We start from the raw sequence: 26224 nt of genomic DNA, 5'->3' as shown, positions 1-26224 counted from the left end.
GAAGCACCGGCGCGCAATATTGTTGCGCCCACAGTCGCCCCGACACAGGATCCAGGGGCTGCGACATTCATTTCATTTGTTTCGTTTATTCTGTTTGTTTCGTTTACTAGCCTGCTAGGTCGCCTTCTCATGCTTCTTGATGGCCGGCATCAGGCCGGTCGGATCGACCAGCTTGCCGTGGGCCAGCATGTTGTGGGCATGGGCCAGATGGTGGAGCGCGAATGAGGTCTGCATCGCGCCGACCCGCCCCTGTGCGTCCTGGGCGGCGTTGATCGCCTGCTTCACGAGCTTCAGCGCGAACAGCGGCTTCCGGGCGATCCGTTCGGCCATCGCCAGGCCGAACGGTTCCAGTTCGGCGCGCGGCACGACATGGTTCACCATGCCCAGCCGATGCGCCTCAGTCGCCGTGATCCAGTCGGCGGTGAACAGGAACTCCTTGGCCTTGCGGATACCCATCTCCCAGGGATGCGCGAAGAACTCGGCACCGCCCACGCCCATGGCCACCGAATGATCGAGGAACTCCGCGTCCTCCGAACAGACGATGAGGTCGCAGGGCCACATCAGCATGAGCCCGCCGACCATCACCTTGCCATGGACCAGCGCCAGCGTCGGCTTGGGAATGTTTCGCCAGCGCTCGCAGAAGCCCAGGTAGATCTCCTGCTCGCGCGCGTACTGGGCCTCAGCGCCGGGCTTGCCGAAGCCACCCCAGGTCCCGACGGTGTCGTGCCGGGACATGTTGCCGTGTCCGTCGACCTCGCGCAGGTCGTGCCCCGAGGAGAAGTGCGGACCATTCGCCGACAGCACGATCACCTTTGTCGCGTCGTCGTGAGCGGCACGATCGAAGGCCTCGTTCAGCGCATACAGAAACGCGGTGTCCTGCGCGTTGCGCGTGTCGGGCCGGTTGAGGACGATCCGGGCGACTCCGCCCGGCAGGGTCTCGTAGAGGATCGGCGAAGTCGTCATTGCAGGCTCCCGGACAATCCCGGGAGCCTATCGTAAGCGGCGCTTCTCGTCGCTCAGCCGCGCGCCGGCTGGGTCGTCGGCCGTGCCGCGGCCTCGACGACCATGTTCTTCATGGCCTTCTGCAGCTTGTCGAAGGCACGCACCTCGATCTGGCGCACCCTCTCGCGGCTGATGCCATACTTGGCCGACAGGTCCTCGAGCGTCTTCGGCTCGTCGACGAGACGGCGCTCCACGATGATGTGCCGCTCGCGGTCGGTGAGCTGCTTCAGGGCCGCGGCCAGCATGCCCTTGCGCTGGCCCAGCTCCTGGCTCTCGCCCAGCCGGGCCTCCTGGTTGGGCGCATCGTCGACCAGCCAGTCCTGCCACTCCATGTCACCCTCAGCCTTCACCGGGGCGTTGAGCGACGAGTCCGGCGCGGCGAGGCGGCGGTTCATGTTCACCACCTCCTCCTCTGGCACGCCCAGCCGGGTGGCGATCTTGCTCACCTGCTCGGGGGTCAGGTCGCCCTCCTCGATGGCCTGCATCTGGCCCTTGAGCTTGCGCAGGTTGAAGAACAGCTTCTTCTGCGCCGCCGTGGTGCCCATCTTCACGAGCGACCAGCTGTGCAGGATGTACTCCTGGATCGAGGCGCGGATCCACCACATGGCATAGGTGGCGAGACGGAAGCCGCGGTCCGGGTCGAACCGCTTCACCGCCTGCATCATGCCGACATTGCCCTCGGAAATGAGCTCGGCGACCGGCAGGCCGTAGCCGCGATAGCCCATGGCGATCTTCGCCACGAGGCGCAGATGGCTGGTAACGAGACGATGCGCGGCTTTCGTATCGCCGTGCTCGCGCCAGCGCTTGGCCAGCATGAATTCTTCCTGGGGCTCCAGCAGGGGAAACTTCCGGATGTCCGACAGGTAACGGCTGAGATTGCCCTCGGGCGTCAGGGACGACGGCAGGGCGGGAAGGTTTGCGGTGGCTGCACTCATGGCTACTCCCCCTTTCGTACGCGGGATCGCCGGTGAACGAGCATTTAGCACTCTCGTCCCCCGACTGCTAAACCCGACTGTAGAAGTCGGAATGACCCCGGGTCAACAGATAATTCCTAGCAATCCCCTCGGGTATTAGGGGCTTTACTTAACGCCGTTCAGCGTTCCGACCAACTTCCTGAAGTCTTGGGGCAATTCTGTGGCAAACCGCACCACTTTGCCGGTCGTGGGGTGTTCAAAAGCAAGCACGGATGCGTGAAGTGCCTGCCGCGGGAACAGTTTCAACGCCTCCGGCGCAGGGCCGTTGCGGGATTTGCGGCCGTAGACAGGGTCTCCCACCACCGGACACCCGATATGGGCCATATGGACGCGAACCTGATGGGTGCGTCCCGTACCCAGCCTGGCGCCAACCAGGCTGGCGATCGGGGCCAAGGGCTGCCCGAAGCGCTTCTCCAGCCAATACTCTGTATGCGCGGCCTTGCCGCCGCTCTTGCGGACCGCCATGCGCTTGCGATCCACCGGGTGCCGGCCCAGCGCCGCCTCGATCGTCCCGCGCTCGGGCTTGGGTGCCCCCCAGACCAGCGCCGTGTAGATGCGCTCCAGATCATGGGCGGCGAACAGCTTCGACAGGGCATGGTGGGTCCTGTCGTTCTTGGCCACGACCATGACCCCCGACGTATCCTTGTCGAGACGGTGGACGATGCCGGGCCGCCGCACCCCGCCGATGCCGGAGAGGCTGTCGCCGCAATGGGCGAGCAAGGCGTTGACCAGCGTCCGGTCCGGGTTTCCCGGCGCCGGATGGACCACCATTCCGGCCGGCTTGTTCAGGACCAGCAAGTCGGCATCCTCGAACAGGACCTCGAGCGCCATGTCCTGGGCCAGGGGAACGGCCGGTTCGGCCTCCGGAATGTCGACAATGACGACATCGCCCGTTTTGACCTTGCGGGAAGGCTCTTCTATCGTCTGGCCTCCCGCGAGCGCTACGCAGCGGCCCTCGATCAGCGCCTTCACGCGGCTTCGCGTCAGGGAAGGCAAAGCAGCAGCCAGCGCGCGGTCCAGCCGTTCGCCGGCGGCGCTCTCGTCGAAGGTCACGGTGTGGCGACCGGCGTCGCTCATGGAGTTTTCTTGGCGTCCCCTGCTCAGGCCTCTGCACCGCGTTGGTTGAAGGTGCTGGTGATCGTGATGGGCCTGCTGATCGTGGTGGGCTTCATCGTTGCCGTGGCCGAGATCGCCCGGCGCATCTCTACGCCCAACGCCGGCCGTTCGCCAGCATCGGAAGCCGGGCGTTTCACCGAACGTATCGCCCTGCCCTCCGGCGCCCGAATCGTGTCGATGGTCGCCGTCGGCGATCGCCTCGTCGTGCATGTCGAGACCCAGGGCGGCCCCGCTTCCGCCTACGTCGTCGACCCGCGCAGCGGCGCGCTGCTGGGCACGATCGAATTCCCGCCGGGCGCCGGCCGCTAGGCACAACGACGCACCAGACGAGGTCGATCGATGAATTTCCGCAGCGACAACGAAGTGGGCGCGCACCCCGAAATCCTCGCGGCCGTGACGCGGGCCTTCTCGGGCAGCGGCACGGCCCCGTCCTACGGGGCCGACGAGTGGACCCACAGGGTCGAACGTCGCCTGCGCGATATCTTCGAGAAGCCCGACCTGGTGGCTTTCCCGGTGGCGACCGGTACGGCCGCCAATTCACTGGCGCTATCCTGCTGCACGCCACCCTGGGGTTCGATCTATTGCCACGCCGAGGCGCATATCGTCGTCGATGAGGCCAACGCGCCGGAGTTCTTCACCTCGGGCGCCAAGCTCTCCCCCCTTCCCGGCCCCGCCGGCAAGATCGACCAGAAGAAACTCGCTGAAGCGCTGGCCCAGCCGGTCTACGGCGTCGTGCACCATCCCCAGCCGGCCGCCGTCAGCATCACCCAGGCGACCGAATGCGGCACCGTCTACGGTCCCGACGAGGTCGCCTCGATCGCCACGACGGCCCACCGTAATGGGCTCAAGCTCCACATGGACGGCGCGCGCTTTGCCAACGCCCTCGCCTTTGTTGGCTGTTCGGCGGCCGAGCTGTCGTGGATGGCGGGCGTCAACGTGCTGAGCCTCGGCGCCACCAAGAACGGCGCGCTCGCCGCCGAAGTCGTGGTGTTCTTCGATCCCGATCTCGCCCGCGAATTCGAGTTCCGTCGCAAGCGCAGCGGACACCTCTTTTCCAAGATGCGCTTCCTGTCGGCACAGCTCGAGGCCTACCTGACCGACGGACTGTGGCTCGCCAACGCCAGTCACGCCAACAGCATGGCGCGCCGGCTGGTCGCCGGCCTGACGACCCTCAAGGGCACGCAGCTCCTCTACCCGGTCGATGCCAACGAAATTTTTGTCATCCTGCCGCCGCGCATGCATGATGCGCTCCAGTCCGAGGGGGCGCAGTATCACCCTTGGCCGTCGGACCGGCCCGGCGAGCGCGCCTACCGCCTCGTCACCGCCTTCGACACCGAGCAGACGACCGTCGACCGCTTCCTGAGTATCGCCAAAAAAGCAGCGTGAGCGTGCCATGACCCATCAGCGTACCCTGACGGCCGCCCACTGGGGCGTCTATGAAGTCGAATACGACGACAAGGGGCAGGCGACGAAGCTTCATCCCTTCTCGAAGGATCCAGATCCCTCGCCGATCGGCCTGCACATGCTGTCCGACGAGGTGGCGCGGATGCGCGTGCGCCGGCCGTCCTTCCGCAAGAGCTGGCTGGAGAAGGGGCCGGGCGCCGCGACCGACACGCGCGGACAGGAACCCTTCATCGAAGTGCCGTGGGACGAGGCGCTCGACCTGGTCGCCGGCGAACTGAAGCGCGTGAAGGACGCCTATTCCAACCGCGCGATCTTCGGCGGCTCCTACGGCTGGTCGAGCGCCGGCCGCTTCCATCACGCGCAAAGCCAGGTCCATCGCTTCCTGAACGCTCTCGGCGGCTATGTCCGCCACCAGGATTCCTACAGCCTGGGCGCGGCACGCGTGCTGATGCCGCATGTCGTTGCCAGCATGGAAGACCTGATGGCGATGCACACGACCTGGGAGGTGCTGGCCGAGCATTGCAAGCTGTTCGTCACCTTCGGCGGCGCGCCGCACAAGAATGCGCAGATCAGCGCCGGCGGCGCGATGGTGCATCGCCTCAAGGACGGCCTCTATGGCATGCGCGCCAAGGGCGTCCGCTTCATCAACATCACACCGACCGCCGAGGACCTCGACACCGGTGGCGACATCGAGTGGCTGGCGATCCGGCCGAACACCGACGCCGCCATGATCCTGGCGCTCTGCCACGTGCTCTACACCGAGAAGCTCTACGACAGGGAATTCCTCGACCGCTGCACCGTGGGCTTCGACAGGTTCGCGCCGTCGCTGGCCGACAAGACTCCGGAATGGGCCGAGAAGATCACCGGCATCTCTGCCGTGCGCATCCGCGCGCTCGCGCGCGAGATGGCGGCGACACGCACCACGGTGAACATCAACTGGTCTCTGCAGCGCTCGCATCACGGCGAGCAGCCCTTCTGGGCACTTGTAACGCTCGCCTGCATGCTGGGGCAGATCGGGTTGCCGGGCGGCGGCTTCGGCGCGAGCTACGGGCCGACCAACGGCATGGGCAGTACGGCGCCGCTGCTTTCGGGCCCGACGCTGTCACAGGGTACCAATGCGGTCTCCGACTTCATCCCGGTGGCGCGCTTCACCGACATGCTGCTCAATCCGGGCGGCAAGATTTCGTACAACGGCCGCGACATCACCTATCCCGACATCAAGTTGATCTACTGGGCCGGTGGCAATCCGTTCCATCACCATCAGGACCTCAACCGCCTCCGGATGGCGTGGCAGAAGCCGGAGACCATCATCTTCAATGAGCAGTTCTGGACGCCGGCGGCGAAGATGGCCGACATCGTGCTGCCCGCGACCACCGGCCTCGAGCGCAACGATATCGGCTACGCGCGCCGTGAGCCCTTCCTGATCGCCATGAAGAAGGCGCGCGAGCCGATCGGCGAGGCGCGCGACGACTACTGGATCTTCTCGGAGATCACCCGCCGTCTGGGTGCCGCAGATGTCTACACCGAAGGCCGAGACGAGATGCAGTGGCTCGCCCACATGTACGAGGAAGGTCGCCAGAAATCGGCCAGGATGGGCGTGGACCTACCCTCGTTCGCGGAGTTCTGGGAAGCCGGCATCACCAAGGTACCGGGTGAGAACACCGATCCGGTGATGCTTGCGAAGTTCCGTGCCGATCCGGCGGCGCATCCCGTCAAGACGCCGTCGGGCAGGATCGAGATCTTCTCGGAGAAGATCGCCTCGTTCGGCTACGACGACTGCCCCGGCCATGCGACCTGGATGGAGCCGATCGAGTGGCTGGGTTCGAAGAAGGCCGAGCACTATCCGCTGCACATGCTGTCGGACCAGCCGGCCGACAAGCTGCACAGCCAGCTCGACCACAGTCCGCATGCCCGGGCGACAAAGGTGAAGGGTCGCCAGCCGGTCACGATGCATCCCGAAGATGCCGCCGCGCGCGGCATCGCCGACGGTGACCTGCTGCGCGTCTTCAACGACCGCGGCGCCTGCCTCGCCTCGGCACGGCTGACGGACCGCATCCGCCGCGGCGTGGTCCGGCTCTCGACCGGCGCCTGGTTCGACCCGCAGGATTCCGGCTCGAACACGCCGCTGGAGAAGCACGGCAATCCCAACGCTCTGACGCTCGACATCGGCGCCTCGAAACTCAGCCAGGGCTGCATCGCGCAGACCTGCCTGGTAGAGATCGAGCGCTTCGACGGCGTCCCTCCGGCGGTGACCGCGCACCAGCTTCCAGGCTTCTCGGCTCGCTGAAATCGCTTCTCTCGCTTCGCTTCACCATTGACATTGCTGTCGTTTAATATGCAAATGCGAATGACTTGCAATAAACCAAGCGAGGCGACGATGAGTCAGATGATGCAGTTGCATTCTGCAGGTGACGCTTCCCGCGTAAAGACCGAGCGCGACGCCGACAGCATCGAAAGCAGCCAGCTCATGGCCGGCCGCCGTGAACTGCTTATCCGTCACGGCGCCAGTACCTACAGGCTGCGAGTGACCGCATCGGAGAAGCTGATCCTCACGAAGTAGGCCTTCCGGCCGCAACCTGCCCGCCGTCCCCGGAACTGCTAATCTCTCTCCCGGGGAGATGGTTTGGGAAGTACAGGGTGGCAAGAATTTCAGGGCTGGACGGGCCAGAGCAGCATCGTTCAGCAGAGACAGGATTGTCCAGGCGACATCTGCCGAACGGCGCCATCGCCGCCACGGCCCTCACCTCGCCCAATCCACGATCATTCGGCCGTGGGGCACGACGCATCCCGGCCTACGCCGACATGCCGCAGTCGTGAAGACCGACGTGCCCAACCCTGCGCCCAGCGTCACCATCGTCACGCAGACACGCGTGCGGCCAGAGCATAACGAGGAGTTCGCCCGCTGGCAGGGTGAGACCAGCAGCACCATCAGCCAGTTTGCCGGCTTCCTCGAGCAGCGGCTCCTGCCGCCCAACCCGCCTCTCCAGGTCGATTGGGTCATCCTGCAGCGCTTCGCCAGCCTGGCGGACGCCCAGCGCTGGCTGGGATCGGCCGAACGCCAAAAGCGCATCGCGGGCGCCGCGCCGATGCTGGTCGGCCGCGACGACGTGCATATCGTCCAGGACGAGGCCAGCGGCATCGGGCCAGCACCCGTCTCCACCATCATTTCCACCCGGGTCAAACCCGGCAAGGAAGCGGAGTACCTTGCCTGGGTCCGCAAGATCGCGGCCGCACAATCCAGGGCGCCGGGACTTCAGGGTTATCGCTTCGAGCCTCCCGTGCCGGGCGTACAGGAGGATTTCATCGCCATCCTGCGCTTCGATACCGAGGCCAACCTCAAGGCCTGGCTCAATTCGCCCGTTCGCCAGGCCCTGATCGCGGAAGCGGAGCCGCTCACCGAGGAAACCCACGCGCGCACCGCCAGCTCGGGATTCGAGCAGTGGTTCCGGGACGCCGCCGCCGCGGATGGACCGCTGCCGGTGTGGAAGATGGACATGCTCGTCCTGCTGATGCTCTACCCGATCGTGTTCCTGTTCGGGCACTTCGTGGGCACGCCGCTGCTCGACCGCCTGTTCGGCCTGCCCTTCGCGGCCTCCCTCTTCCTCGGCAACATCGTCAGCGTGGGGCTGACGGGCTTCCTCGTGCCTTGGGTCGCCGGTCGCTTCGGATGGTGGCTGCGTCCCGCGCCCGGCCGGCAGGTGCGCATCAACCTCCTGGGTGCCGCCTTCATCTCGGCGGCCTACGCGGCGATGGTTTTCGTGTTCCTGCACCTTTTCTGAGACCGAGTTGCACCGGCCGGCAAGACGGTGTCTCCTTCGGGTAACATCGGCCCGGGAGCGATCATGGCGTTATTGTACGGGGCGAAACAGATCCTGGGGAAAATGGCGGCGGTCGCCACGACGGTGCGGACCGATCGACAGCTGGCCCGGTCTACCGAGGTCGAAATTCTGACGCCCGCCAGGCCGTTGCAGACGATCCGGTTGAATGCCGCCTTCGCACCGCTGGTGAGTCCGCTGCCGCCATCCTGCCTCGAAACGCCGTCCATGATGTCCATGGCGGAGAGGCAGTTTCTATTCGGGCTGGCCAACCGGTACTACGCCGGCAAGGGCATCATCGTGGACGCCGGGATTTTCCTCGGCGCATCGACACGCTGCTTCGGCGAAGGCTTTCGCTCGAACCCTCACCGGCAGGAGATCATCGGGAAGTGGCCACAGCCGATCGTTTCGTACGAGAGGGCGATCGTGAACCCCAACATGCCGGACTTCTTCGAGAGACACGGCCTCGCCTTTTCCGCCGCCCAGGGCGAGTCGTTCGAATCCGAACTGCGCCGCAACATCGCCCCCGTGGAGGACCTCGTCGATCTTCGCATCGGCGACTTCATGGACGCCACCGACATCGAATGTCCGGTGGAAATCCTGTTCCTGGACATTCTCAAGACGCCCGCCCTCAGCCTTCGCGCCTTTCAGCGGTTCCATTCGAAGCTGATCCCCGGGCGTTCGCTGGTGGTTCACCAGGACTACTTCTTCGAGGAGCTGCCCTGGATCAAGACCCATCAGGAAGCCCTGGCGGACTATTTCGAGTTCGTCGGCGAAATCGGCTCCAGCGCCGTTTTCCTGTGCACGAAGCAGATACCCCAGGGCGTCCTGGACGGGCTTGAGAACGACGTGCCGCCGGCCGAACAGCTGCGCCTTGCCAGCATTGCGATGCAACGCTCCGCCGATCCTGCCCGCCGCTTCTTCATGGCGCTCTCGAAGGTGCGTCTGATCCGAAAGCTCCAGGGCCGGGTGGCGGCACGAGCCTATCTCGAATTGATCAAGACCGAGTTCCCCGAGCAGGTCGCCCAGACCGACAACAGACGCCTAGTCTATGCCTTGCGGCGGGCCGAGGCGTTTCTCGCCAGGAAGCCGAAGAAGGCGCCCAGGGAGGGGATGCGTGCCGCCGAGCAGCGCGGTCCGCCTCCCCTAGCAGGAGGGAATCCATGAACACGCGTCTCAATGCCGACGAAGTCTCGCGTTACCGCCGCGACGGCTTTCACTTTCCGGTTCGCGTCCTCTCCGCCGCGGAGGCGCGCGCCTGCCGCAACCGCCTGGAGGCGCACGAACGCGCGACAGGCGGACCGATCGCCGGAAACATGCGGCACAAGGTGCATCTGCTCTTCACCTGGGCCAACGAACTCGCGCGGCACCCCGCCATCCTCGATGCGGTGGAGGATGTCATCGGGCCGGATATCCTCTGCTGGAGCAGCACCTTCTTCATCAAGGAAGCGCGGTCGTCCTCCTTCGTGTCGTGGCACCAGGATGCGACCTATTGGGGCCTCAGCACCGATGAGGTGATCACCGCCTGGGTGGCCTTTGCCGACGCGCCCGTCGAGAGCGGCGCGATGCGGTTCTGGCCGGGCAGCCATCTCGGGAAGCAGCTCGAGCACCGCGATACGTTTGACGAGAACAATCTCCTGAGCCGCGGCCAGGAGATCGCCGTCGATGTGCCCGAGGGCGCCGGAGTCGACGTCCCGCTGAAGGCCGGCGAGATGTCCCTCCACCATGTGCTGCTGGCCCACGCGTTGGGGCCGAATACCACCGATGACCGACGCATCGGCCTGGCCCTGCGCTACATCCCGCCCCACGTCCGCCAGCTCAAGGTGCGCGATTCGGCAACCCTGGTTCGCGGACACGACCCCTATGGGCACTTCGATCCCGAGCCGGCCCCGAAGGCCGATCTGGACGCCGAGGCTCTCGCCACCCACCGCGAGGCCGTCGAGCGATCGGCCAAGGCCCTCTACTCGGGTACTGACCGTACGACCTTCAGCACATAGTCCGGCAGGAGGAAGACTTGAACTCCAACACATTGAGCCGCCGCTTCCTGCTGGGTGGCGGGATCGCGACCTGTCTGAGCGGGACCGACGCGATGGCCCAGGCAACTGCGCAGGCCTTCGTGGAGAATCTCTACCAGCCGTATCTCGCCAAAGGTTTCCAGGGACAGCCTTACGGCAATGTCGCGCGGTTCTTCGTTCCGGCCCTTGCCGAGGCCATCGATCGCGACAATCGCGAAGCCAGACGCCGGAACGAGGTGCCGACCCTGAACGGCGACCCCTTCATCGATGCCCAGGACTGGGAAATATCGAAGCTCTCGATCGATGTGACGACGGACAGCGATACCGCGACGGCCCGGGTATCGTTCCAGAATTTCGACGAAGCCAAACGGATCGTGCTGGAGCTCGTGAGAACGCCCGCAGGCTGGCGCATCGCCGACATCAAGGCGCCCAGCGGCTCCCTCAAGGCGCTCTACAAACTCAAGTGATCGTCAGTGGCGCCAGCCGGTGTCGACCTTGTCGAGCTTGCGAACCAGCGCCGCGAATTCCAGGTCGCCGATGCCCACCGCGGATTCCATCTCGGAGAAGCGGTCCATGTCGGCGCCCGACTTGGCCGCCAGATTGTCGCCCAGCACGTTGAGCGTCCCGGCGGCGGCCGCATCGAGCTGGATCTGGCAGGCGCGCTCCAGGCGGTAGAGCCGGAGGAACGCCTCGGGTACCGAACGGCCCGTGGTCAGGAGCCCATGGTTGCGCAGCATCATCGCCTGGTTGTCGCCGAGGTTCGCCAGCAGGCGCGCGCGCTCGTCGAGGTCGAGGCTGGGGCCTTCATAGTCGTGGTACGAGAGCTTGCCATGGAAGGCGGTGGCGACCATCGACACCGGCAGCAACCCGTCCTTCAGCGCGCAGACCGCCATGCCCGCGCGCGTGTGCGTGTGCATCACCACCTTGTGGCGCTCGGCATGGGCCATGTGCACCGCCGAGTGGATCACGAAGCCGGCATAGTTCACAGGATAGGGGCTCGGCTCGACGATCTTCCCGTCGAGGTCGATCTTGACCAGGTTCGAGGCCGTCACCTCGTCGTAGTTCAACCCATAGGGATTGATCAGGAAGTGCGGCGCCTCGCCCGGCACCCGCGCGGTGAGATGGCCATAGATCAGCTCGGTCCAGCCGAAATGGTCCACCAGCCGGTAAGCCGCGGCCAATTGGCGGCGCAGCACCCATTCGCCGTCGGCTGGCGGCAGGGAATGCACGTCGATGCCGGTGAGCGGCAGGTCGGAAGCGATCGGCATGTCCATGGCGGTCCTCCAGCGGCGGCGACGAAGCTTAGGCCTGCGCGCTATGCTCGGGCAACAATGGAGGAAACGCCAGAATGACCGGAAGCCAACGCCTCGACACGACACGGTTGCAGAAGATCGCCCAGGCCTATTGGGAGAGTGCCGCGCTGATGGCCGCGGTCGAACTGGAGATCTTCACCGCGATCGCCCATGGACATGACACCATCCCGACCGTCGCGAAGGCCGTCGGCCTCTCCGAGCGCAACGCCGAGCGGCTGCTGACCGTGCTGGCCGCCATGACCTTGCTGTCCCGCGACGGCGAACGATTCACCAACGCGCCCGACGTCCAGCGCTTCCTGGTGAAGGACGGCGAGCGCTACGCGGGTCCGTGGATCCTGTTCACCAAGCCACGCTGGAAGGCGTTCGGCGAGCTCTCCGAGCGGCTGCGCGACAGCCAGGAGAACCGGCTGGGCGCCTACGTGGACTTCACCGTCGAGGACGCAAGGCGCTATCACGCCGCGACCTATTCGATCGGCATGGGCGCCGCCCGCCTGTTCAGCCGCAGCGTCGACCTCTCGGGCCGCAAAATGATGCTCGATCTCGGTGGCGGCTCCGGCGCCTACAGCATCGTCGCCACGAAGACCTATCCCGGCCTGAAGGCGATCGTGCTCGACCTGCCGCCGGTTACCGTGGTGGCCAAGGAATATATCGAAGCCAACGGCGCGGACGACCGCGTCAGCATCCTGCCCGGCGACTTCACCGAGACCGCCTTCCCGCAGGGCGTCGATGTCGTCGTCATGGCGAGCAACCTGCCGCAATACGAGCCCGCCCTGATCCGCCGGGTCGTCGCCAAGGCCTTTGAGGCCCTCGTCCCGGGCGGCGAGATGCATCTGATCGGCGAGACCCTGCACGACGACCGCAGCGGCCCCCTCTCGGCTGCGCTGTGGGGCCTGAACGAGGCCATCCAGAACAGCACCGGCCTCGCCCACACCGAATCGGAGGTGAAGGGGTACCTGCAGGGTGCAGGCTTCGCCGACGTGGCCGTCCACCCCTTCGTCCCCGGCGTCCTGTCGCGGATCGCCGGCCGGAAGCCCGGCTGAACGAGCGGGGTTGCGTCGGCGCGGCCATTCGACTATCAGTCCGCCTCTGGCCCTATGCTCCCTTCGTCTAGAGGCCTAGGACGTGGCCCTCTCAAGGCTAAAACACGGGTTCGAATCCCGTAGGGAGCGCCAGGCTTAACCCCTGATAAACAAAGACTTTTCGCGGTTCCTGGCTCGCCGGGGACGTGTGGATAAGTGTCGTGAAACGGCACGAAACGGCACCGAAATGCCCGGGTGGTGGGGGAAGATTGGGGGACAAGTTCCTATATCGTTCTCCTCCCGTTTGGACGAGGACCTCCCCATGCTCGACGCGCCTTCCGCCGCCTTCACCGACTTCGATTCGTGGCACCCGTCCGGCTGGTCGCCGGTCTATGACCAGGTCACCAGCCGGCGCCATCTGGTCGGCTTCACCACCCTGCAGTGCGGGCTCGATCGCCTCATAATCGGCCAGGAGACCGAGGACGGCGACGGCGCGTTCACGATCGTCGGCCAGGCCCGGGTCGCGCTGGCCGGCCCGTTCAACAGCTGGGTCGTCGAGACCGGCGACTATCGCGCCCTGCCCGGCTTCTGGGGCCTGTAGCATGGCCCGCCGCAGTACGAACAGCCACGCCGCTCGCGTGAAGGCCCTGCCCCACGTCGCCCGCCTGCACCGTACAGAGCCGTTCCGCCCGGCCGACCAGGCCGAGCTGAAGGCCGCCGCCGACCGCATCGCCGGACCGACCGGATGGTATGCCGTCGCCGGCTGGGCACCCGCCGATATCGAGTTCCGCCTCTATGGCTTCGCAACCGCGGCGCAGGCCGAGGCGATGCAACGCTGGATCGCGGAGTCCGGGATCGAGACGCGGCCGGCGCCTCGAGCCACTGCTCTGCCTCGTCCTTCGTGCGAATCAGCACCGGCATCGCCTTGTCGTGCAGCGGCAGGACCCCTGCGGGCCCGGCACAAAGCAGTAGATCTCTTCGGTCGTCAGGTTGGCGCAGACGTGGCTGCTGAGATCGGGCGAGGCCTGGTGCAGGATCCTCGCGCGCGGCACCGGCTTCCATCCGGTATCGAGCAACACCCACCAGACGCCATTCCCGTCGAGCCGCGCCCGTATCGGCCGGCAGTCGCTCGTCGATCGGTCCGGCGCCATTCTGTTGCAGCAGCTATGCCCGCTGCCGGGCTGCCTCCAGTCGCTGTAGGGATCGTGCTCCATCGCCGCGCCGGCCGACATCGCGACCAAGACGAACAGCACCATGGCGAAGATCGCCGCCGGTCGAGCAGCCAGCCGCTCGAGGCCCCGGCCCCTAGAGGTCGCGCGCGAGCTCTGGTGGTCCGGTGGTGGCTCAGCCGGCAGGACGCGGGGTGAACGCCGCCATCTTCAGATGCCGCGGGTGCTTCCAGTCGCCGATATAGTCGAACGTCCAGCCACCTTCGGCGGCAAACCCCGTCATCTGATCCCGCGTATAGTCGAAGACTTCATGGGAATGCGATCTCGGCGGATTTTCACGAGCGCTCGGGACGTCCCGGTAGGAGGCGAAAAAGCGACAACCGTCGGCGGCCTGCAGGCGCAACTTGCGCAGGCACAAGATGATGTCCTCGGCCGCCAGATGCGTGAAGATCGATTGACCGATGCCGAAATTCGGGCGGCGTTCGAAGCGATCGAAGTCGAAGCGGTCGGAAATGACGAAGCGCGGGCGCTTCTCGCGATAGGTATCGAGGCCGAGTTCGGCACCCACGCCGTAGATGACCAGCTCGATCTTCTTGTCGATTCCGAGATAATGGCCGGGCTCGAGATAGCGGATCAGATGCACGCCGCCGCGCAACGAGCCGCACGCGACGTCGACTACGACGTCTTCCGGCCGCAAGCCCTGCTGCACTAGAAAGTCGAGCTGCAGACGGCCGATCTCGTCCCAAAGACCGCCGACGGAATCCCTGTGGCCGTGATCGTGGACACTGTCGGCACTGTCTTCCCACACCGGCATTAGCGCGATTCCCATTTGATTTGACGAAGCCCGACCCGGCTTTTATCAGAAACGTGCCTGCTTGGCATGGAGACGTCATGGCCGATGATTTTGCCGCCACCATGGCGCGCGCCGATCCAGATCTCGACCGTGCCCTTGCCTTCCCAATTTCCCGGCATATCCGCCGCGGCACGGCGGCCGACACCGACTGCCATCGCCAGCTGCGCAAGCTGCGCAAGCGAGTCATCGTGCTGGCGACCAGCCGGTCGGGCAGCGAATACCTCTCGGGTCTGCTGCGGGGCCTGGGAATCGACGCCCATGAATACCTGAACCGCGAGTCGTCGGTTTCGCGCGGCCACAACATCGGCGAAGGCCAGGACCCCGCGGTATTCATGGCCGCACTCTGCCGCCGCCTGCCCAACGGCATCCTCTGCACCAAGGCGCATATGCAGGCGCTGATGCTGCTCTTCGAGATCGGCGAATTCCCGGCGCATATCCATGAGTGGAATTTCATCCATCTCTCGCGCCGCAACGTCATCCGCCAGGCAATATCGCTGCTGCTGGCCGAGATGACCGGCGCCTATCGCGCCGATCTGCAGCCGACGCGATCTCTCGAGTACTCTGACCTGACCTTCGCGGCGGTCTCCACCCGGATCGACCGAGTCTTCGTGGCCCGCGAGTGGCTCGACCGCTTCGTTGCCTTGTTCGGCATCACGCCGCTCAGGATCACCTTCGAGGATCTGCGCGGCGCGCCGGAAGAGGAGCTCGGGCGCATTGCCGGCTTTCTCGGTCTGCCCGACACGCCACGCGCCTCTATCGATCCGGACCGCGTGCCGCGCGAGCAGGGCACCGACCTCAATCGCCGGCTCGAAGCGGCGTTCCGGGAGGAGATGCAGTTCCGGCTGAGGGAGGGACGGGCCTCGCGCGAGCTCCTGTTGGCGGCGCCGGCGCCGGCCGGAACCTCGCCGCCGCCGCGATCCGCCGCCGGCGCAGGGCAATCCGAAGTTGCCTTGCGCGTCCCGATCGACGGCTTCGAAAACGAGCAGGGCTTCTGCTGGCTCTACCGCCTGCGCCATACGGCGCAGGGCGAACTCTTCGCGCGGCTGGCCGATGGCGATCAGGCCAAGGAGCGCTCGACGCTCCTGCTCTACGAGAACGACAGGCCCCTCGGCCCGGCCCATGCGGGCCATGCCATCATCAGGAGCCGGGGCACCGGGGCCTACTCGCATTGGAAGGACGATCTCTATTTCTCGACGTCCGACAATTCCGATCCCAACCGCAACGGCCGCCGCTACGACATCGTGCTACTCCAGCCGAAGGATCCGCCGGCCGATCGACCCGGATAGAGCTGGCGCCGCCGCCATCCCCTAAACCGACATTCTTGGCCCAGAAACGCAAAAAGCGCCCGCTCCGGGTTTACCGGGACGGGCAAGTTTAGGGAGGAAACGCCCAAGACGGGCCCCTCAACGGTCGGTATGCGGCGTCTTCACGCCGCCGTTGTTGCTGACGGCACGCCCAGATTCTGTGTTTTCCCAGGCAAGAGGCCTCGACAAAAGGACGCGCGTACCCCGAAGTTCAGTGGCAGCACGTCCAGGGCGGAGGCGGCAATCCGGCTGTCGGGATCCCTCGCCGCGACCGCTAACCTCAAGATTGCCCAGTTTCCGACCATTCGAGGGGTGAAATCGCAACCAGTGCGGGGTTGAGACGCCCCGCTACGGCGTGCGAAGTTCGGCCAAGATAAGGAGGCCAATGGCCATTCAGAAAACCGATCTGCATCAATGGAGGGTTTCAGGCATGGCGATACGGGCGAAGCTTTTCGAAGTCACACAGGCATGCCGGACATGCAGCGGGGAACAAGTCGACATCGGAACCTATCAGGGCATGCAGACCGGGCTTCCGCCTTTTTTGCAAGGTTCGCGAGCAATGGACAAGCCGGGGTTCATCCTAAGGCACCCGAGTGGACGCTCGTTGGATGTTTCGGACCTCGTTGAGAACGGGATTATTAAAGCTCGATAAAGAGCCCGCGTGTCTTCCTATAGCCTACACTTGGCATGCGATGTTGGTGCGCCACCCCGATACCACCGAGCCCGGCCGGGGTTAGACCTTCCGCGACTGGGTCCATGCCGGCCGTATCGCCTGATGACAAGCCCCTAGGGCAGTGCGGAAAACGGGGCGCATCGAGGCGCAAGATGAACGGTCGCGCGACAGAGCGCCGAAACCTCCTGAGCTTCTCGACCCTCGCTTACGATCAGGGATCGTAACCCGAAATGCTGGTTCCTGTGCCGGCGTTCGATCGCGACATTGGACGTCTTCAGAAGCGCTCGGGCCGCGTCCACCCGGCTTTTCACTCCTCACTTCCTCCAACGAGCTCCAGATAAGACTGTTCAAACCAGCCGATCCGCTCCTCCAATGCGGCCAAATAGGGTGGCCTGCCAACTTGATGAGCGACCTCCTGCAGCCGCTCGCAGACTTGGTTGTCTTGGCGCATGACTTGCCTGGCGTAGTGCACGACCAGCCGATTGCGGACAATATCGCTCAACCACCTCGTCGAGCGGACAAGCCAAGGGGAGTTAACTGGGAAGGGGGCCGGGTACACCCATGACCGTAAGATGGACTCGTCGTTCGAAACCGGAATGAAGTGCTGGATGCAACAGTGAAAGAAGTTGCCGTCCGACCGGAACATGGCGATGAGAAAGTTCGGGAGAATCTGGAAAATACTGTAGCGGTTTGCCTGAAAGGAGCCGTCCGCGCAGGCCGCAGCCATCTCTTCCAAAGCCACTGCTCTCTTCGTATTTAGAAATGCGCTGTGGGCGCCAAATCGGAAATAGCCAACATTCTCGCGATTTACGTATCCCTCCCGGCCAAACGTCCTAGGATGAATGGCAACGGGGTGATAGTCGTCGAGCGAGATGTGGAAAGCGAGCTTCCAGTTCGCCTTGAGCCGCGTTGAGAGGGCAAGCGGCTTACGCTCAGGTCGCGACAGAGCTTCGAGGATTGGAAAGCCAATGCCTAAGTATTCTAAGAGCGATTCCCGTTTCTTTGAAGCCGGAAAGCGGCCGAAGATGAGCGTACCACAGGTCGCCACCTCTATTTGATTGAGGTGTGCGCCCAAGGCGCGCGATACGGTGCCAAACTGCTGCTGACATACTGGGATTCCGATCACTTTGCCGTCAACGTCATATCGCCAGTGGTGAAAGCCGCAGACTATCGGGCCATTGCCTTTTTCCTCGGTTCGCAACGGGTAGAAGCGATGCGCGCACACATTTTCGAAGCCTCTGAGCTCAGCTCCAAACCGCTGCACGAAAACCGACCGCGTCGCTAATGACGCACGAAACCAGTCTCCCTCATTTGCAACATCGCCAGTAAATCCGAGGAACGTCCAAACAAAGGCCAGACGGCGCTGCTCATAGGCAAACGCCTGCGGATCGGTCAATGATCTAGCCCAATCCTCGGCGAAAGTGTCACTACCTCGAAGGGCCATCATCCGGCTTCATGTTCGAATAGCAGGCTAGCGCATTATCGGTGATAATGGGCATTCCCATCTCGTTTCGTCCACCGCAATAACCTTGGCCCTGCTTCTGTTGGACTATCGTACTTGGACCGCTGCTAAAAAGCGAAGACCGACGGCTGGGAACGCTCAGCCGCTTGTCGACGGCCTGAAGACGCCGCGCACACAAATCCACCAGTCGTCGTCGATCGACGGGTACCTGCTATCACTCGAACCAATCGACTAGCGCACTCATTCGGACCGCGCACTCTTCGCCCTTGGCGGCGATGTCGATCATGACCTCGCCGTTGTAGGCGACGCCCTTCGCTGGGTCGGGCTGCAGGGGCCTATCGCACTTTCGCAGCAGCTCCGGACCCGGCTTGACCTTTGTCACGACCGGCACCTCCTGCGGCGAGGATTGCAGACACGCCGTTGAGCATTGAGAGATAAGCAGGATCGCGGTCGCACGGACCGCCGTTCGAAGCTGGCACAAGGCGGATCTCCGTTTTGGCTTGGGTGGCGACGAGGCCGACGCTGCGGACCTCCTCGGCGAGTTCCTTGATGCCGGCGTCGGAACGGGCCTTTGCGGCTCGCTCGACCTCGAGCGACTTCTCGGCGAGGGCAGTCTTGAAGTCAGCGTGCTTCAGCTTCTCGGCATCGACGGCCCGCTCTGCGGCGACCGTCTCGCGCTCGCTCCAAGCCAGGCGCACCGTCTGCACACCGAGAAGGATGGCCAGCAGCGTGGTGGCGATGCCAAGGCCGCTGGCGAGCGGGTTGCGGGCGAGGATGGCCGGCATCAGGCAGCACTCACGGTGCTGCCGCCGGCATCGGCGAAGCGCTTCTCGAACTGGTCGTTCCGGTTCGCCCAGCCGCCGAGATAGACGACGTTGGCCGGCACGCGGCCGGCATAGCGCATGTAGGCCTCGAGGCGCTCGCACTTCACCGCGTAGAACAGCGCGGCGTCGTTCTGGACCTTGGCCAGGGCCTCACGGGATTTCGGGCCAAAAGCGCCGTCGATGGCGCCTGTGTAGTAGCCGATGCGCTGCAGGACGGTCTGCACGGCCTCGGCCGCGCGCCCCACTCCGTGGTTCACGCCGAAGTCGAACAGCAGCTCGAGCAGCGCCGGATCCTCGATCGTCTCGAACGGCGCCATGTAGTCCCGGCGGTAGATGGCGACGGCTTCGTCCTTGCCCAGCGCCTGAACCTCGGCGGCCGACACCGGCCGGCCGCGCCACTTCGCCAGCGCGCCCTGCGTGATTCCCCACTTGGTCGGGCCGCCGGCGTCGCTCGGATCGTCGGTGTAGGTGTCGCAGCCCTCGCGGATGAGGACGCGCTCGATCATCTCGGAAATGCGATCCAAGTGCATTCCTCCGGAAAGCACTGGTGAGCGGCAGGGCGTGTAACCAGGCCCGTGAGCTCACACAGTGCAGACTGAATGAGGGTGTTGAAGCAGTCTGACGTCGCTCTTGGCGAACGCCGTTCGCCCGTCGCTTACCGGGCGGGCCCCTTGGGCCGGCCGGCCCGCCGCACCCGCCAGCATAGGAACGCGAGGGCCAAGAGGATGAAGACGATCTCGCCGACCCTCACTTCGCCCTCCACGGCACGAAGGCCAGCAGGGCGTCGGCGATCTTCTTGATGGCGTCGGCGCTCTTCCCCGCGGTGCCCCAGGGGTCGCTGCGGAACTCGCGCACCATCGACACCACCAGGGCGATCATGTCGGTGCCCAGCACCGCGGCGAGGATGGTGATGACGCCGCAGGTATAGGGGTGCCAGCCCCACTCCTTCCCGGCCGCCATGCCCGCCAGCGGACTGATAGCCACCGACAGGGCGAACGCGGCGAACCGCTGCCGCGGCGTCAGCACGTCCTTGCGGAAGGCGTCCCCGAAGAACGCGCCCAGCATCGACGGCGGCACCAGCCACAAGGCCAGCGTATCGACCCGATCGAGGATCCAGTCGGCGATTGCCAGCATCCAAGCCCTCCCGCTCCCGAGTTCCGTCGCCGGCGCTAGGCGAAGTTCGCCGCGTCGGTCGTGCCGACGGCGGCCTTCCACGCTCCAAAACTCGCGTAATTCGTCGCGCCGGCGTTGAACGGGTTGGCATTGAGGCTGCCGGCGTTCTGCGTGAACGCATTGTAGGTGAAGGTGCCGCTGCAGCCCGCTTCGATGCTCACGAACTTCGCGCCGGTGGCGCCGTTGTTGAGGCAGAAGTTGGTGTCGATCGCGAGCCCGCTGGTGTAGGCACCGCCGCCGGCGATATCCCGCGAAAGCGAGATGGCCGGCGCGCTGCCGGAGGCCGCCGTGGCCGTCGGCATGTCGTTGTAGCTGCGGCCCCCCACCACGCTCTTGAACAGGAAGCCAGACGACGTGTAGCCCTGCGCCTTATTGTCGTGGCTATCGAGGTCGCCGTCGAGGTTCTTGTAGACGTAGTTCAGGCCGCCGGCCCTGACATCGTTGTCGTAGGACTGCAGATCGCGGCAATGCCCGCCGAACATCCCATGCAAACCGCCCGCACCCGCCGCGGCGCTGGCGGTGACCTTGTTCCGCCGCATGATGCAGCCGACCATCTTCGAATTGTCGCCGGTGCCGTCGTTGAGTTCCGGATCGTTAATCCAGAACAGGGCGTTACCGTCGCGAACCCGTACTACGTCGAAAGCCCTCTCCTCACCGCCGAGGAGGCAAACTCCAAGTACGGGATCACCTCAAACGGCAAGCGTCTACTCGGATGGGATCAACCAGTTCGCGAACGCGAGGCCAAGGAACTTCAGGGCCTGAAGAGGGATGAACTGTTGAGGCAGGACATAGTCAGCCGTGGTGCTGGTGGGTTCTGGCAAGGCACCGCGCGGCTCGCCGTGGGTCTGGGCGCATCGGTAGTCGATCCTCTGAATATACTCTCGGCATTCATCCCCGTTGTTGGTGAGGCTCGCTTTGCTTCGATCCTCGCCACCATTGGATCACGCATGGCCACGCGTGGAATCGTCGGCGTTACGGAGGGTGCCGTTGGTGCGGCGATGCTTGAGCCGCTTGTCTACGGGCTCAGTCAGGCCGAGCAACGCGATTACACGATGGCCGACTCACTTCAGAACGTCATCTTCGGCGGCGTATTGGGTGGTGGCCTGCACATCGGCGGTGGGATCGCCAAGGATCGCCTGTTCGGTATCAGCAAGATCATCGACGACGCCCCCCTCGAAACGAAGCGCGCAATGGCCGGTGATGCTTTGGTGTCCGTCATCGAAGGTCGTCCGGTCCGTGCTGATCTGGCGCTACGCGAACATCTACTGGGCGGCACTTTGAACCTCACCCCCTACGAGATGGTGAAGGCCCGCTTCGATAACGCCATGGGTCCATTCGTTCCCGATCCCGTGGTTCGAGACATGGGCGGTGGTCTTCGATCCGCCCCGGATGTCCCTCACCCGATGCCTGACAGAAATGGGTCGTTCGTGCCGATGATCGCTCGCAACGATGAACTGATGACGTTCACCACACGCAAGCGCGCAGAGAATGCGATGAACCGTATACAGCGCGAGGATGGTATTCGGCCGGAGATCGTCGAGACGCCGAACGGATTCATCCTCCGGGCTGAGTCCAAGATGGAACCCGTTCGGAAGACCGATGGAAGTCCGATGCTGTTCCCGAACGAGCGACAGGCAAAGCGTTGGCTCGATCAACAGGTGCTCAAGGATGGACCGGACATCGATCCCGTTACCGGCACGGGTCGCGAATACTCTGTGATCCCCTACTCTGACGGCGGTCGCGTGCAGTACGCTCTTGTAGAAGGGGCTACCTCTCGGGAACTGCTGGCCGCCAAGCGTGCCCCGGATCAGGTTGAGTTCGCCCAGTCCCGTGATGTGCCGACGATGATTCGGGATGAAGCACAGGCTATCACCGATGCACGTGCCGTGTTTGATCGTGAGTACGATCAATGGCTCCGGGACAAGCTGAACCCTCCCGTGCTGTCATCGCATGCAGACTTGAAGGTACTGGCCGAGGCGAACACCCAGTACGCCGCGATCCGGGGTGAGGCGGAATCGATCCGTCGCGAGGGTGGACAGACAGAGGCCACGATCTTGGATCGCGAGATCGCCGAACTGGACAAGCAGATCGCAGCCGTCGATTCCGTGGGTGAACTACCGAAGGAAGCAAAGGCGGAACTCGACGCAGGAAAGGCAGAGATCGCACAGGCCGAGGCACGGGCCTCTGTGTTCGACCGGATCGCCGGATGCTTGCGCGGGGGTACATAAAGGATGGCCGTATCAGATACCTGCCGGGTTGCGATCAAGTCTGCAGCACCGGAACTCTCCGAACTCGAAATCGATGGCATGGTGAAACAGGTCGTGTCCAAGGTCGCGGAGATTCGCCGTGCACAGAAGGCATTCGCCGACGATCCCAGTACGATCCTAGAAGCCATCGCCAAGATTCAGGATGAGGAGAAGCTGGCCGCGAAGATCGCAGATCGCCAGCGCAAGATTGCAGTGCTTCGCAAGAAGGACCGGTTCACGTTCTATGACACGAACCCAACGGATGAAGCCGGTGCGTTGCAGGCCCTGACCATCGGCAAGGAAGGACCGACCTTTGGTTGGGGCAAGTCGGCCGAGGCCTTGATCTATGCGGAACAGGATCGCCTCCTGTCTCCCCTCGATATCGAACTGGAACGGGCTGGCCTGCACCAGCTTCTTCGCCGTGGTGATCGTGATCTGGACTTGGCCGTAGCAAAGGAAATGGCTCGCCTCAATGGTGGCACCGATGCCCCGACCGGGAACGCGAAGGCGCTTCAGATGGCTGAGATTATCAACAAGTACATGGACATCGCCCGTAATCGTCGGAATGCACAGGGCGCATACACGCGACAAGTATCCGGGTTCATCGCTCCGCAATCCCACAATGCAGGGAAGGTTCGAGGCAAGGGCAAGCCGGAAGACTTCAATGCATGGAAGCAGTTCATTGCTGATCGACTGGACGAACGGACATTCGATGATGTCGAGGCAACACCGGCTGCGCGTGCCGAATGGTTCACCAACGAATGGAACGCACTCTCGACCGGCGTACACCTCAAGGCTGGCGAATCCGATTGGCTTGGTGGATTCACAGGTGGAACCCAGAACATCGCCAAGCGTGCGTCGCAGGAACGATCCCTGCACTTCAAATCGGCTGAGGCGTGGTTCGAGTATCATGAGCGATACGGCAATGGCTCGCTGTTCGAGACGATCAGTCAGCACCTGAAGAATGTCGGCCGCGATGTAGGACTGATGAAGATTTGGGGACCGAATCCCCGTGCTGCATTCGAAGCGGATCGCCAGCAACTGATCGGTCGTGCCTTCGCTCGCGGTGATCAGGATCAGGTCATGACTCTCAGCGGTAAGAGCATGTCCGGTAAGCTGATCATGTCTGGATTCGATCAGATTGATGGAAGCGCCAACATCACCGCGCATGCGGGACTCGCCTCGTTCGGTCGCAATACCCGTGGATACATGACAATCACGAAACTCGTGAACGGTGTCCTATCCCAGTTCGGTGACATCTTCTCCCGGGCTGGTACGCTTCAATGGAACGGGCTGAATCCGTTCGAGACACACGCCCAGTCAATCGCTGCCCTTGTTCGTGGTCGCCCTGACTTGGAGCAACGCGAACTCCTACACCGCATTGGTGCATTCGGTGATGGCGTGATCGGTGACATCGCCGCCCGGGTCAGCGCAGGCGACCAGTTTACCGGACGCATGGCGAAGTGGGTTCGCTGGAGCCAGATCGTAAACGGGCAACGCTGGTGGACCGATGTCATGTCGGCTCAGACCACACGCGACCTGTCTGCGACACTGGGCTTCTACAAGGATACCACCCTCGCCGATCTTCCCGACCGGCTGAAGCTAACGCTTGGTCGCTATGGGATCACCGAAGCCCATTGGGATTACGCTCGCGCCCATACTGTGGAACAGAACGGACGGCACATGACCGTGTCGGATGCGATTCGATACGAAGCCGACGATACGATCATGGCGATGATGGGCAAGCCCGACGCTACCCCTGCGGAGATCGCCCGCTACCGGGATGACTTCGAACAGACGTGGCGCACCTACTTCATCGATCAGACTCGCGAATCCATCACCGATCCCGGCGCGATGACCCGGTCCGTGATCACTGGCGGCCTGCCTCCGGGTACGCTGACCGGCGAACTCATGCGATTCATCATGCAGTTCAAGGCATTCCCGGTCGCGTTCATGCAGAAGCAGATCAATCGCGACCTCAATCGAGGTGTCGGTACTGAGGTTGGTCGCGACGTTTCCGGTGTCGGCGCGGTCTACACGCTCAGTCCCCTGACAAGCGCAGGACTAACCCAGTTCGGCCGCAACGGCGCTACCGTGAACGATGTCTATGGTGCCAAGAACGGTGTCGACCTCGTGCAGACCGCGCCGCACACGGCACTCGGCGCATCGCTGCCGTCGCACAGTTTCTACGTCGGCGGCACCAACGCCTCTGGCGTCCTGTCGCAGCCCCGCGCTGCCTCTGTCGGATACGTCGCGTGGGGCGCGGCCCTTGACGCTACCCAGCGCCTCGCCCGCTACAACAACGTCCAAGCATGGGCAACGGCGGTGGGAGCGCAGGTCTGATGGCGATGTTCATTATCTTTACGTCGGCTCAGGCCGACTTGGTGCGTGGTCCGTCTGAATCGAATCCGGCCGCTGCGCTGAACCCTATCGAGCGTACTGGTTCCGCGCACATCCTTGGACTGGAGGTCCTGAGCGATCCCGCCCATGAGCCGCATTGGTCCCTGTTGGGATCGTTGCCCCAGTTGGATTCGGCTGATCCTGCCTTTCCGGCTCCGCTGGACGTTGAGGAATCGTGAGGTGTGGGATCGAATCAAAAGCCTGATCGATGCCGTCACGCTCACGAGGATTCTCGCTACGTTGATATTCGGCTTCGCATTCTGGCTGATGGTGATCTTCACGCTGGAGTTCGCGGGCGTCATCGACATCGATATGCAGTGCGGTGACCGTTGTATGCATTTGATTGATTCGATCTTCTCACTGATCAAACCCGCACCCGCGAGTGCTATGGGACTCGACTACGAGATTGGTCGACCGGCTGCACCATTGACGGTGCAGGTCCGCTTCCTCCCCTAATCGCCTCTCCCGGTCCGGCCCCTCCTGTGCGATAGTCGCGCGGGGAGAGGACTCATGACTACACGGGAACTGCTCGAACTGTTCGTGCCGCATGTCTTCACGTTCGCGGGCCTAGCTGTGTGGCCGGTTGTCGTTTGGATACTGTTCTTCTGCTTCCGGGCGGAAATCAAAGCCCTGATCAACCGGATCAAGGGCGGCAAAATATTCGGCCAAGAGTTCGAATCCCCACCGCAACAAACCGACGAAGTCCGAAAAGCTCTGGGGAATGATCTCAAGGGCCTGACCAAAAAGGAGCCGACCATTGGTATGCGGGCGCACTATAGTCCCGCAACAGCAGCGACTGGGCCGAACGTACCTGCCAAACCATCCGCATTTGGTACGGGCGAAGCAAGGATCGTCTTGCCGCCGAGTACGCCAGTTCAGAAGAAGGTCGAGGAGAGTATCCGCGCTGACGCTCGCCTGAAGGACCTAAGTCCCGAGGATCAGGTCGCGGCACTTGTTCAGGCGCAGGCAGCTGTGCAAATGCAGTTCGCCTTCGAGAAGACCTACCGCATTATCTTCGGAAGCCAGCTATCTGCGTTGCGTCTTGCGGACAGTTACCCAACGACGGGCATCCCACTGAAGGATGTTGAGGCAATATTCAATTCCGCAAAGGCGCACTTTCCGGAGATTCACAAGAATCGGACGTTCGAACAATGGACCCAGTTCCTCGTCGAGACTGGTTTGGGACAAGCGATGCCCGCTCAGAGCGGTGTGCCGATGGCTGGCGTTACTGAACTGGGCCATGAGTTCGTCGTCTATGTTGCTCAGAACCAATACCCGGACCCGATAGGCTGACATCATGTCTCGTCGGCGCGAAGCATGGGCCAAGATCAAGGTCGGGCTGAAGGGTCTCGACGAACTAGGCGGTGTTGTCTTTGACTGGCTCAACGACTACCTGCCCGGCTTGCTGCTGTTCGTCTTTCTCGGACTCTCTGTGCTCTACTATCTGCTGGGCTGATAGCAA

At 63.7% G+C, this 26224-nt stretch carries 29 protein-coding genes and 1 tRNA gene; 19 read left to right on the top strand and 11 right to left on the bottom strand.

From position 1 onward, the window contains the following. Window positions 1-114 precede the first annotated feature (114 nt). From Q0Q48_RS05955 to Q0Q48_RS05945, 3 genes are all read right to left on the bottom strand, one after another. Window positions 115-963, bottom strand: coding sequence for an enoyl-CoA hydratase (locus Q0Q48_RS05955; protein ID WP_295135482.1), 849 nt, complete (start codon window positions 961-963; stop codon window positions 115-117). Window positions 964-1016: 53 nt separating this feature from the next. Then, window positions 1017-1937: an RNA polymerase sigma factor RpoH gene (gene rpoH, locus Q0Q48_RS05950; RefSeq protein ID WP_295135481.1), complete on the bottom strand. Its 921-nt coding sequence runs from the start codon at window positions 1935-1937 to the stop codon at window positions 1017-1019. Between the two features lie 144 nt (window positions 1938-2081). Next, window positions 2082-3053, bottom strand: a complete 972-nt coding sequence (locus Q0Q48_RS05945; protein ID WP_295135480.1) for an RluA family pseudouridine synthase — start codon at window positions 3051-3053, stop codon at window positions 2082-2084. Between the two features lie 9 nt (window positions 3054-3062). On the opposite strand from Q0Q48_RS05945, the gene Q0Q48_RS05940 reads away from it, so the two are divergent. From Q0Q48_RS05940 to Q0Q48_RS05900, 9 genes are all read left to right on the top strand, one after another. After that, the gene (locus Q0Q48_RS05940; protein WP_295135477.1) at window positions 3063-3401 is read left to right on the top strand and encodes a DUF6476 family protein; all 339 of its coding nucleotides are present in this window, start codon (window positions 3063-3065) and stop codon (window positions 3399-3401) included. Between the two features lie 30 nt (window positions 3402-3431). Then, window positions 3432-4478, top strand: a complete 1047-nt coding sequence (locus Q0Q48_RS05935; protein WP_295135474.1) for a low specificity L-threonine aldolase — start codon at window positions 3432-3434, stop codon at window positions 4476-4478. A 7-nt stretch (window positions 4479-4485) separates the two neighbouring features. Continuing rightward, complete coding sequence (locus Q0Q48_RS05930) at window positions 4486-6783, top strand: molybdopterin-dependent oxidoreductase (RefSeq protein WP_295135471.1); 2298 nt, start codon at window positions 4486-4488, stop codon at window positions 6781-6783. A gap of 90 nt (window positions 6784-6873) precedes the next feature. Beyond that, window positions 6874-7056: a hemin uptake protein HemP gene (locus tag Q0Q48_RS05925; protein ID WP_295135468.1), complete on the top strand. Its 183-nt coding sequence runs from the start codon at window positions 6874-6876 to the stop codon at window positions 7054-7056. Between the two features lie 134 nt (window positions 7057-7190). After that, entirely contained in the window at window positions 7191-7313 is a 123-nt protein-coding gene (locus Q0Q48_RS05920; RefSeq protein ID WP_295135466.1) for a hypothetical protein, read from the top strand. Continuing rightward, window positions 7310-8275, top strand: coding sequence for an antibiotic biosynthesis monooxygenase (locus tag Q0Q48_RS05915; RefSeq protein ID WP_295135463.1), 966 nt, complete (start codon window positions 7310-7312; stop codon window positions 8273-8275). The genes Q0Q48_RS05920 and Q0Q48_RS05915 overlap by 4 nt, the downstream gene beginning before the upstream one ends. Window positions 8276-8338: 63 nt before the next feature. Beyond that, the gene (locus Q0Q48_RS05910) at window positions 8339-9478 is read left to right on the top strand and encodes a hypothetical protein (RefSeq protein WP_295135460.1); all 1140 of its coding nucleotides are present in this window, start codon (window positions 8339-8341) and stop codon (window positions 9476-9478) included. Continuing rightward, window positions 9475-10308 (top strand): phytanoyl-CoA dioxygenase family protein, encoded by an 834-nt coding sequence (locus tag Q0Q48_RS05905; RefSeq protein ID WP_295135457.1) that lies wholly within the window; start codon window positions 9475-9477, stop codon window positions 10306-10308. The genes Q0Q48_RS05910 and Q0Q48_RS05905 overlap by 4 nt, the downstream gene beginning before the upstream one ends. Window positions 10309-10325: 17 nt before the next feature. Further along, window positions 10326-10793, top strand: coding sequence for a DUF3828 domain-containing protein (locus Q0Q48_RS05900; protein ID WP_295135454.1), 468 nt, complete (start codon window positions 10326-10328; stop codon window positions 10791-10793). 3 nt (window positions 10794-10796) lie between these two features. Here Q0Q48_RS05900 and Q0Q48_RS05895 read toward each other — a convergent pair whose 3' ends face one another. Then, on the bottom strand, window positions 10797-11600 hold the full coding sequence (locus tag Q0Q48_RS05895) for a class II aldolase/adducin family protein (RefSeq protein WP_295135452.1): 804 nt from the start codon (window positions 11598-11600) through the stop codon (window positions 10797-10799). Between the two features lie 74 nt (window positions 11601-11674). On the opposite strand from Q0Q48_RS05895, the gene Q0Q48_RS05890 reads away from it, so the two are divergent. The 3 genes from Q0Q48_RS05890 to Q0Q48_RS05880 all read left to right on the top strand — a co-directional run bounded on the left by Q0Q48_RS05890 (window position 11675) and on the right by Q0Q48_RS05880 (window position 13259). Next, on the top strand, window positions 11675-12679 hold the full coding sequence (locus Q0Q48_RS05890; protein ID WP_295135449.1) for a methyltransferase: 1005 nt from the start codon (window positions 11675-11677) through the stop codon (window positions 12677-12679). Between the two features lie 56 nt (window positions 12680-12735). Further along, window positions 12736-12811: transfer RNA gene (locus tag Q0Q48_RS05885), tRNA-Glu, on the top strand. A 169-nt stretch (window positions 12812-12980) separates the two neighbouring features. After that, window positions 12981-13259, top strand: coding sequence for a hypothetical protein (locus Q0Q48_RS05880; RefSeq protein ID WP_295135447.1), 279 nt, complete (start codon window positions 12981-12983; stop codon window positions 13257-13259). 307 nt (window positions 13260-13566) lie between these two features. Here the strand turns inward: Q0Q48_RS05880 and Q0Q48_RS05875 are convergent, their stop codons facing one another. Both Q0Q48_RS05875 and Q0Q48_RS05870 read right to left on the bottom strand, forming a co-directional pair. Then, window positions 13567-13914, bottom strand: a complete 348-nt coding sequence (locus Q0Q48_RS05875; RefSeq protein WP_295135445.1) for a hypothetical protein — start codon at window positions 13912-13914, stop codon at window positions 13567-13569. Between the two features lie 88 nt (window positions 13915-14002). Next, window positions 14003-14656: a hypothetical protein gene (locus Q0Q48_RS05870; RefSeq protein ID WP_295135442.1), complete on the bottom strand. Its 654-nt coding sequence runs from the start codon at window positions 14654-14656 to the stop codon at window positions 14003-14005. A 62-nt stretch (window positions 14657-14718) separates the two neighbouring features. Here Q0Q48_RS05870 and Q0Q48_RS05865 point away from each other — a divergent pair, with 62 nt between their 5' ends. Continuing rightward, complete coding sequence (locus tag Q0Q48_RS05865) at window positions 14719-15966, top strand: Stf0 family sulfotransferase (protein WP_295135439.1); 1248 nt, start codon at window positions 14719-14721, stop codon at window positions 15964-15966. Window positions 15967-16964: 998 nt separating this feature from the next. Here the strand turns inward: Q0Q48_RS05865 and Q0Q48_RS05860 are convergent. From Q0Q48_RS05860 to Q0Q48_RS05840, 5 genes are all read right to left on the bottom strand, one after another. After that, on the bottom strand, window positions 16965-18053 hold the full coding sequence (locus tag Q0Q48_RS05860; RefSeq protein ID WP_295135437.1) for an SRPBCC family protein: 1089 nt from the start codon (window positions 18051-18053) through the stop codon (window positions 16965-16967). A gap of 401 nt (window positions 18054-18454) precedes the next feature. Continuing rightward, the gene (locus Q0Q48_RS05855; RefSeq protein WP_295135434.1) at window positions 18455-18904 is read right to left on the bottom strand and encodes a hypothetical protein; all 450 of its coding nucleotides are present in this window, start codon (window positions 18902-18904) and stop codon (window positions 18455-18457) included. Then, window positions 18904-19467, bottom strand: coding sequence for a glycosyl hydrolase 108 family protein (locus tag Q0Q48_RS05850; protein ID WP_295135432.1), 564 nt, complete (start codon window positions 19465-19467; stop codon window positions 18904-18906). Before Q0Q48_RS05850 ends, Q0Q48_RS05855 begins: the two co-directional genes overlap by 1 nt. A 223-nt stretch (window positions 19468-19690) precedes the next feature. Next, complete coding sequence (locus tag Q0Q48_RS05845) at window positions 19691-20077, bottom strand: hypothetical protein (protein ID WP_295135429.1); 387 nt, start codon at window positions 20075-20077, stop codon at window positions 19691-19693. Window positions 20078-20112: 35 nt separating this feature from the next. Next, a complete protein-coding gene (locus Q0Q48_RS05840) occupies window positions 20113-20598 on the bottom strand; it encodes a hypothetical protein (RefSeq protein WP_295135426.1) in 486 nt (161 codons plus the stop codon). A 3-nt stretch (window positions 20599-20601) separates the two neighbouring features. Here Q0Q48_RS05840 and Q0Q48_RS05835 point away from each other — a divergent pair, with 3 nt between their 5' ends. The 6 genes from Q0Q48_RS05835 to Q0Q48_RS05810 are packed head-to-tail and all read left to right on the top strand — an operon-like array spanning window position 20602 to window position 26218. Then, entirely contained in the window at window positions 20602-22344 is a 1743-nt protein-coding gene (locus Q0Q48_RS05835) for a hypothetical protein (RefSeq protein WP_295135423.1), read from the top strand. Between the two features lie 3 nt (window positions 22345-22347). Continuing rightward, on the top strand, window positions 22348-24705 hold the full coding sequence (locus Q0Q48_RS05830; RefSeq protein WP_295135420.1) for a hypothetical protein: 2358 nt from the start codon (window positions 22348-22350) through the stop codon (window positions 24703-24705). After that, window positions 24705-24941 (top strand): hypothetical protein, encoded by a 237-nt coding sequence (locus Q0Q48_RS05825; protein ID WP_295135418.1) that lies wholly within the window; start codon window positions 24705-24707, stop codon window positions 24939-24941. The genes Q0Q48_RS05830 and Q0Q48_RS05825 overlap by 1 nt, the downstream gene beginning before the upstream one ends. Window position 24942: 1 nt before the next feature. Further along, window positions 24943-25218, top strand: coding sequence for a hypothetical protein (locus Q0Q48_RS05820; RefSeq protein WP_295135415.1), 276 nt, complete (start codon window positions 24943-24945; stop codon window positions 25216-25218). A 54-nt stretch (window positions 25219-25272) separates the two neighbouring features. Beyond that, a complete protein-coding gene (locus Q0Q48_RS05815; protein ID WP_295135413.1) occupies window positions 25273-26055 on the top strand; it encodes a hypothetical protein in 783 nt (260 codons plus the stop codon). A gap of 4 nt (window positions 26056-26059) precedes the next feature. After that, window positions 26060-26218, top strand: a complete 159-nt coding sequence (locus Q0Q48_RS05810) for a hypothetical protein (protein WP_295135410.1) — start codon at window positions 26060-26062, stop codon at window positions 26216-26218. Window positions 26219-26224: the final 6 nt, after the last annotated feature.

Origin of the sequence: uncultured Reyranella sp., assembly GCF_945957355.1 — a bacterium.
In the GTDB taxonomy this organism is placed as follows: Bacteria; Pseudomonadota; Alphaproteobacteria; order Reyranellales; family Reyranellaceae; genus Reyranella.
Note: the sequence above shows the minus strand (reverse complement) of the source record. Positions and strands in the feature narration are given on the sequence as shown.

What these genes read in the sequence shown, in the direction of transcription:
- Q0Q48_RS05890 (WP_295135449.1), top strand. Translation starts at nt 11,675, where the DNA reads ATGACCGGAAGCCAACGCCTCGACACGACACGGTTGCAGAAGATCGCC.
- Q0Q48_RS05845 (WP_295135429.1), bottom strand. Translation starts at nt 20,077, where the DNA reads ATGCTGGCAATCGCCGACTGGATCCTCGATCGGGTCGATACGCTGGCC.
- Q0Q48_RS05945 (WP_295135480.1), bottom strand. Translation starts at nt 3,053, where the DNA reads ATGAGCGACGCCGGTCGCCACACCGTGACCTTCGACGAGAGCGCCGCC.
- Q0Q48_RS05880 (WP_295135447.1), top strand. Translation starts at nt 12,981, where the DNA reads ATGCTCGACGCGCCTTCCGCCGCCTTCACCGACTTCGATTCGTGGCAC.
- Q0Q48_RS05955 (WP_295135482.1), bottom strand. Translation starts at nt 963, where the DNA reads ATGACGACTTCGCCGATCCTCTACGAGACCCTGCCGGGCGGAGTCGCC.
- Q0Q48_RS05815 (WP_295135413.1), top strand. Translation starts at nt 25,273, where the DNA reads ATGACTACACGGGAACTGCTCGAACTGTTCGTGCCGCATGTCTTCACG.
- Q0Q48_RS05895 (WP_295135452.1), bottom strand. Translation starts at nt 11,600, where the DNA reads ATGGACATGCCGATCGCTTCCGACCTGCCGCTCACCGGCATCGACGTG.
- Q0Q48_RS05905 (WP_295135457.1), top strand. Translation starts at nt 9,475, where the DNA reads ATGAACACGCGTCTCAATGCCGACGAAGTCTCGCGTTACCGCCGCGAC.
- Q0Q48_RS05930 (WP_295135471.1), top strand. Translation starts at nt 4,486, where the DNA reads ATGACCCATCAGCGTACCCTGACGGCCGCCCACTGGGGCGTCTATGAA.
- Q0Q48_RS05870 (WP_295135442.1), bottom strand. Translation starts at nt 14,656, where the DNA reads ATGGGAATCGCGCTAATGCCGGTGTGGGAAGACAGTGCCGACAGTGTC.
- rpoH (WP_295135481.1), bottom strand. Translation starts at nt 1,937, where the DNA reads ATGAGTGCAGCCACCGCAAACCTTCCCGCCCTGCCGTCGTCCCTGACG.
- Q0Q48_RS05855 (WP_295135434.1), bottom strand. Translation starts at nt 18,904, where the DNA reads ATGCCGGCCATCCTCGCCCGCAACCCGCTCGCCAGCGGCCTTGGCATC.
- Q0Q48_RS05910 (WP_295135460.1), top strand. Translation starts at nt 8,339, where the DNA reads ATGGCGTTATTGTACGGGGCGAAACAGATCCTGGGGAAAATGGCGGCG.
- Q0Q48_RS05925 (WP_295135468.1), top strand. Translation starts at nt 6,874, where the DNA reads ATGAGTCAGATGATGCAGTTGCATTCTGCAGGTGACGCTTCCCGCGTA.
- Q0Q48_RS05875 (WP_295135445.1), bottom strand. Translation starts at nt 13,914, where the DNA reads ATGGTGCTGTTCGTCTTGGTCGCGATGTCGGCCGGCGCGGCGATGGAG.
- Q0Q48_RS05865 (WP_295135439.1), top strand. Translation starts at nt 14,719, where the DNA reads ATGGCCGATGATTTTGCCGCCACCATGGCGCGCGCCGATCCAGATCTC.
- Q0Q48_RS05825 (WP_295135418.1), top strand. Translation starts at nt 24,705, where the DNA reads ATGGCGATGTTCATTATCTTTACGTCGGCTCAGGCCGACTTGGTGCGT.
- Q0Q48_RS05835 (WP_295135423.1), top strand. Translation starts at nt 20,602, where the DNA reads ATGCAAACCGCCCGCACCCGCCGCGGCGCTGGCGGTGACCTTGTTCCG.
- Q0Q48_RS05830 (WP_295135420.1), top strand. Translation starts at nt 22,348, where the DNA reads ATGGCCGTATCAGATACCTGCCGGGTTGCGATCAAGTCTGCAGCACCG.
- Q0Q48_RS05810 (WP_295135410.1), top strand. Translation starts at nt 26,060, where the DNA reads ATGTCTCGTCGGCGCGAAGCATGGGCCAAGATCAAGGTCGGGCTGAAG.
- Q0Q48_RS05840 (WP_295135426.1), bottom strand. Translation starts at nt 20,598, where the DNA reads ATGTTCGGCGGGCATTGCCGCGATCTGCAGTCCTACGACAACGATGTC.
- Q0Q48_RS05935 (WP_295135474.1), top strand. Translation starts at nt 3,432, where the DNA reads ATGAATTTCCGCAGCGACAACGAAGTGGGCGCGCACCCCGAAATCCTC.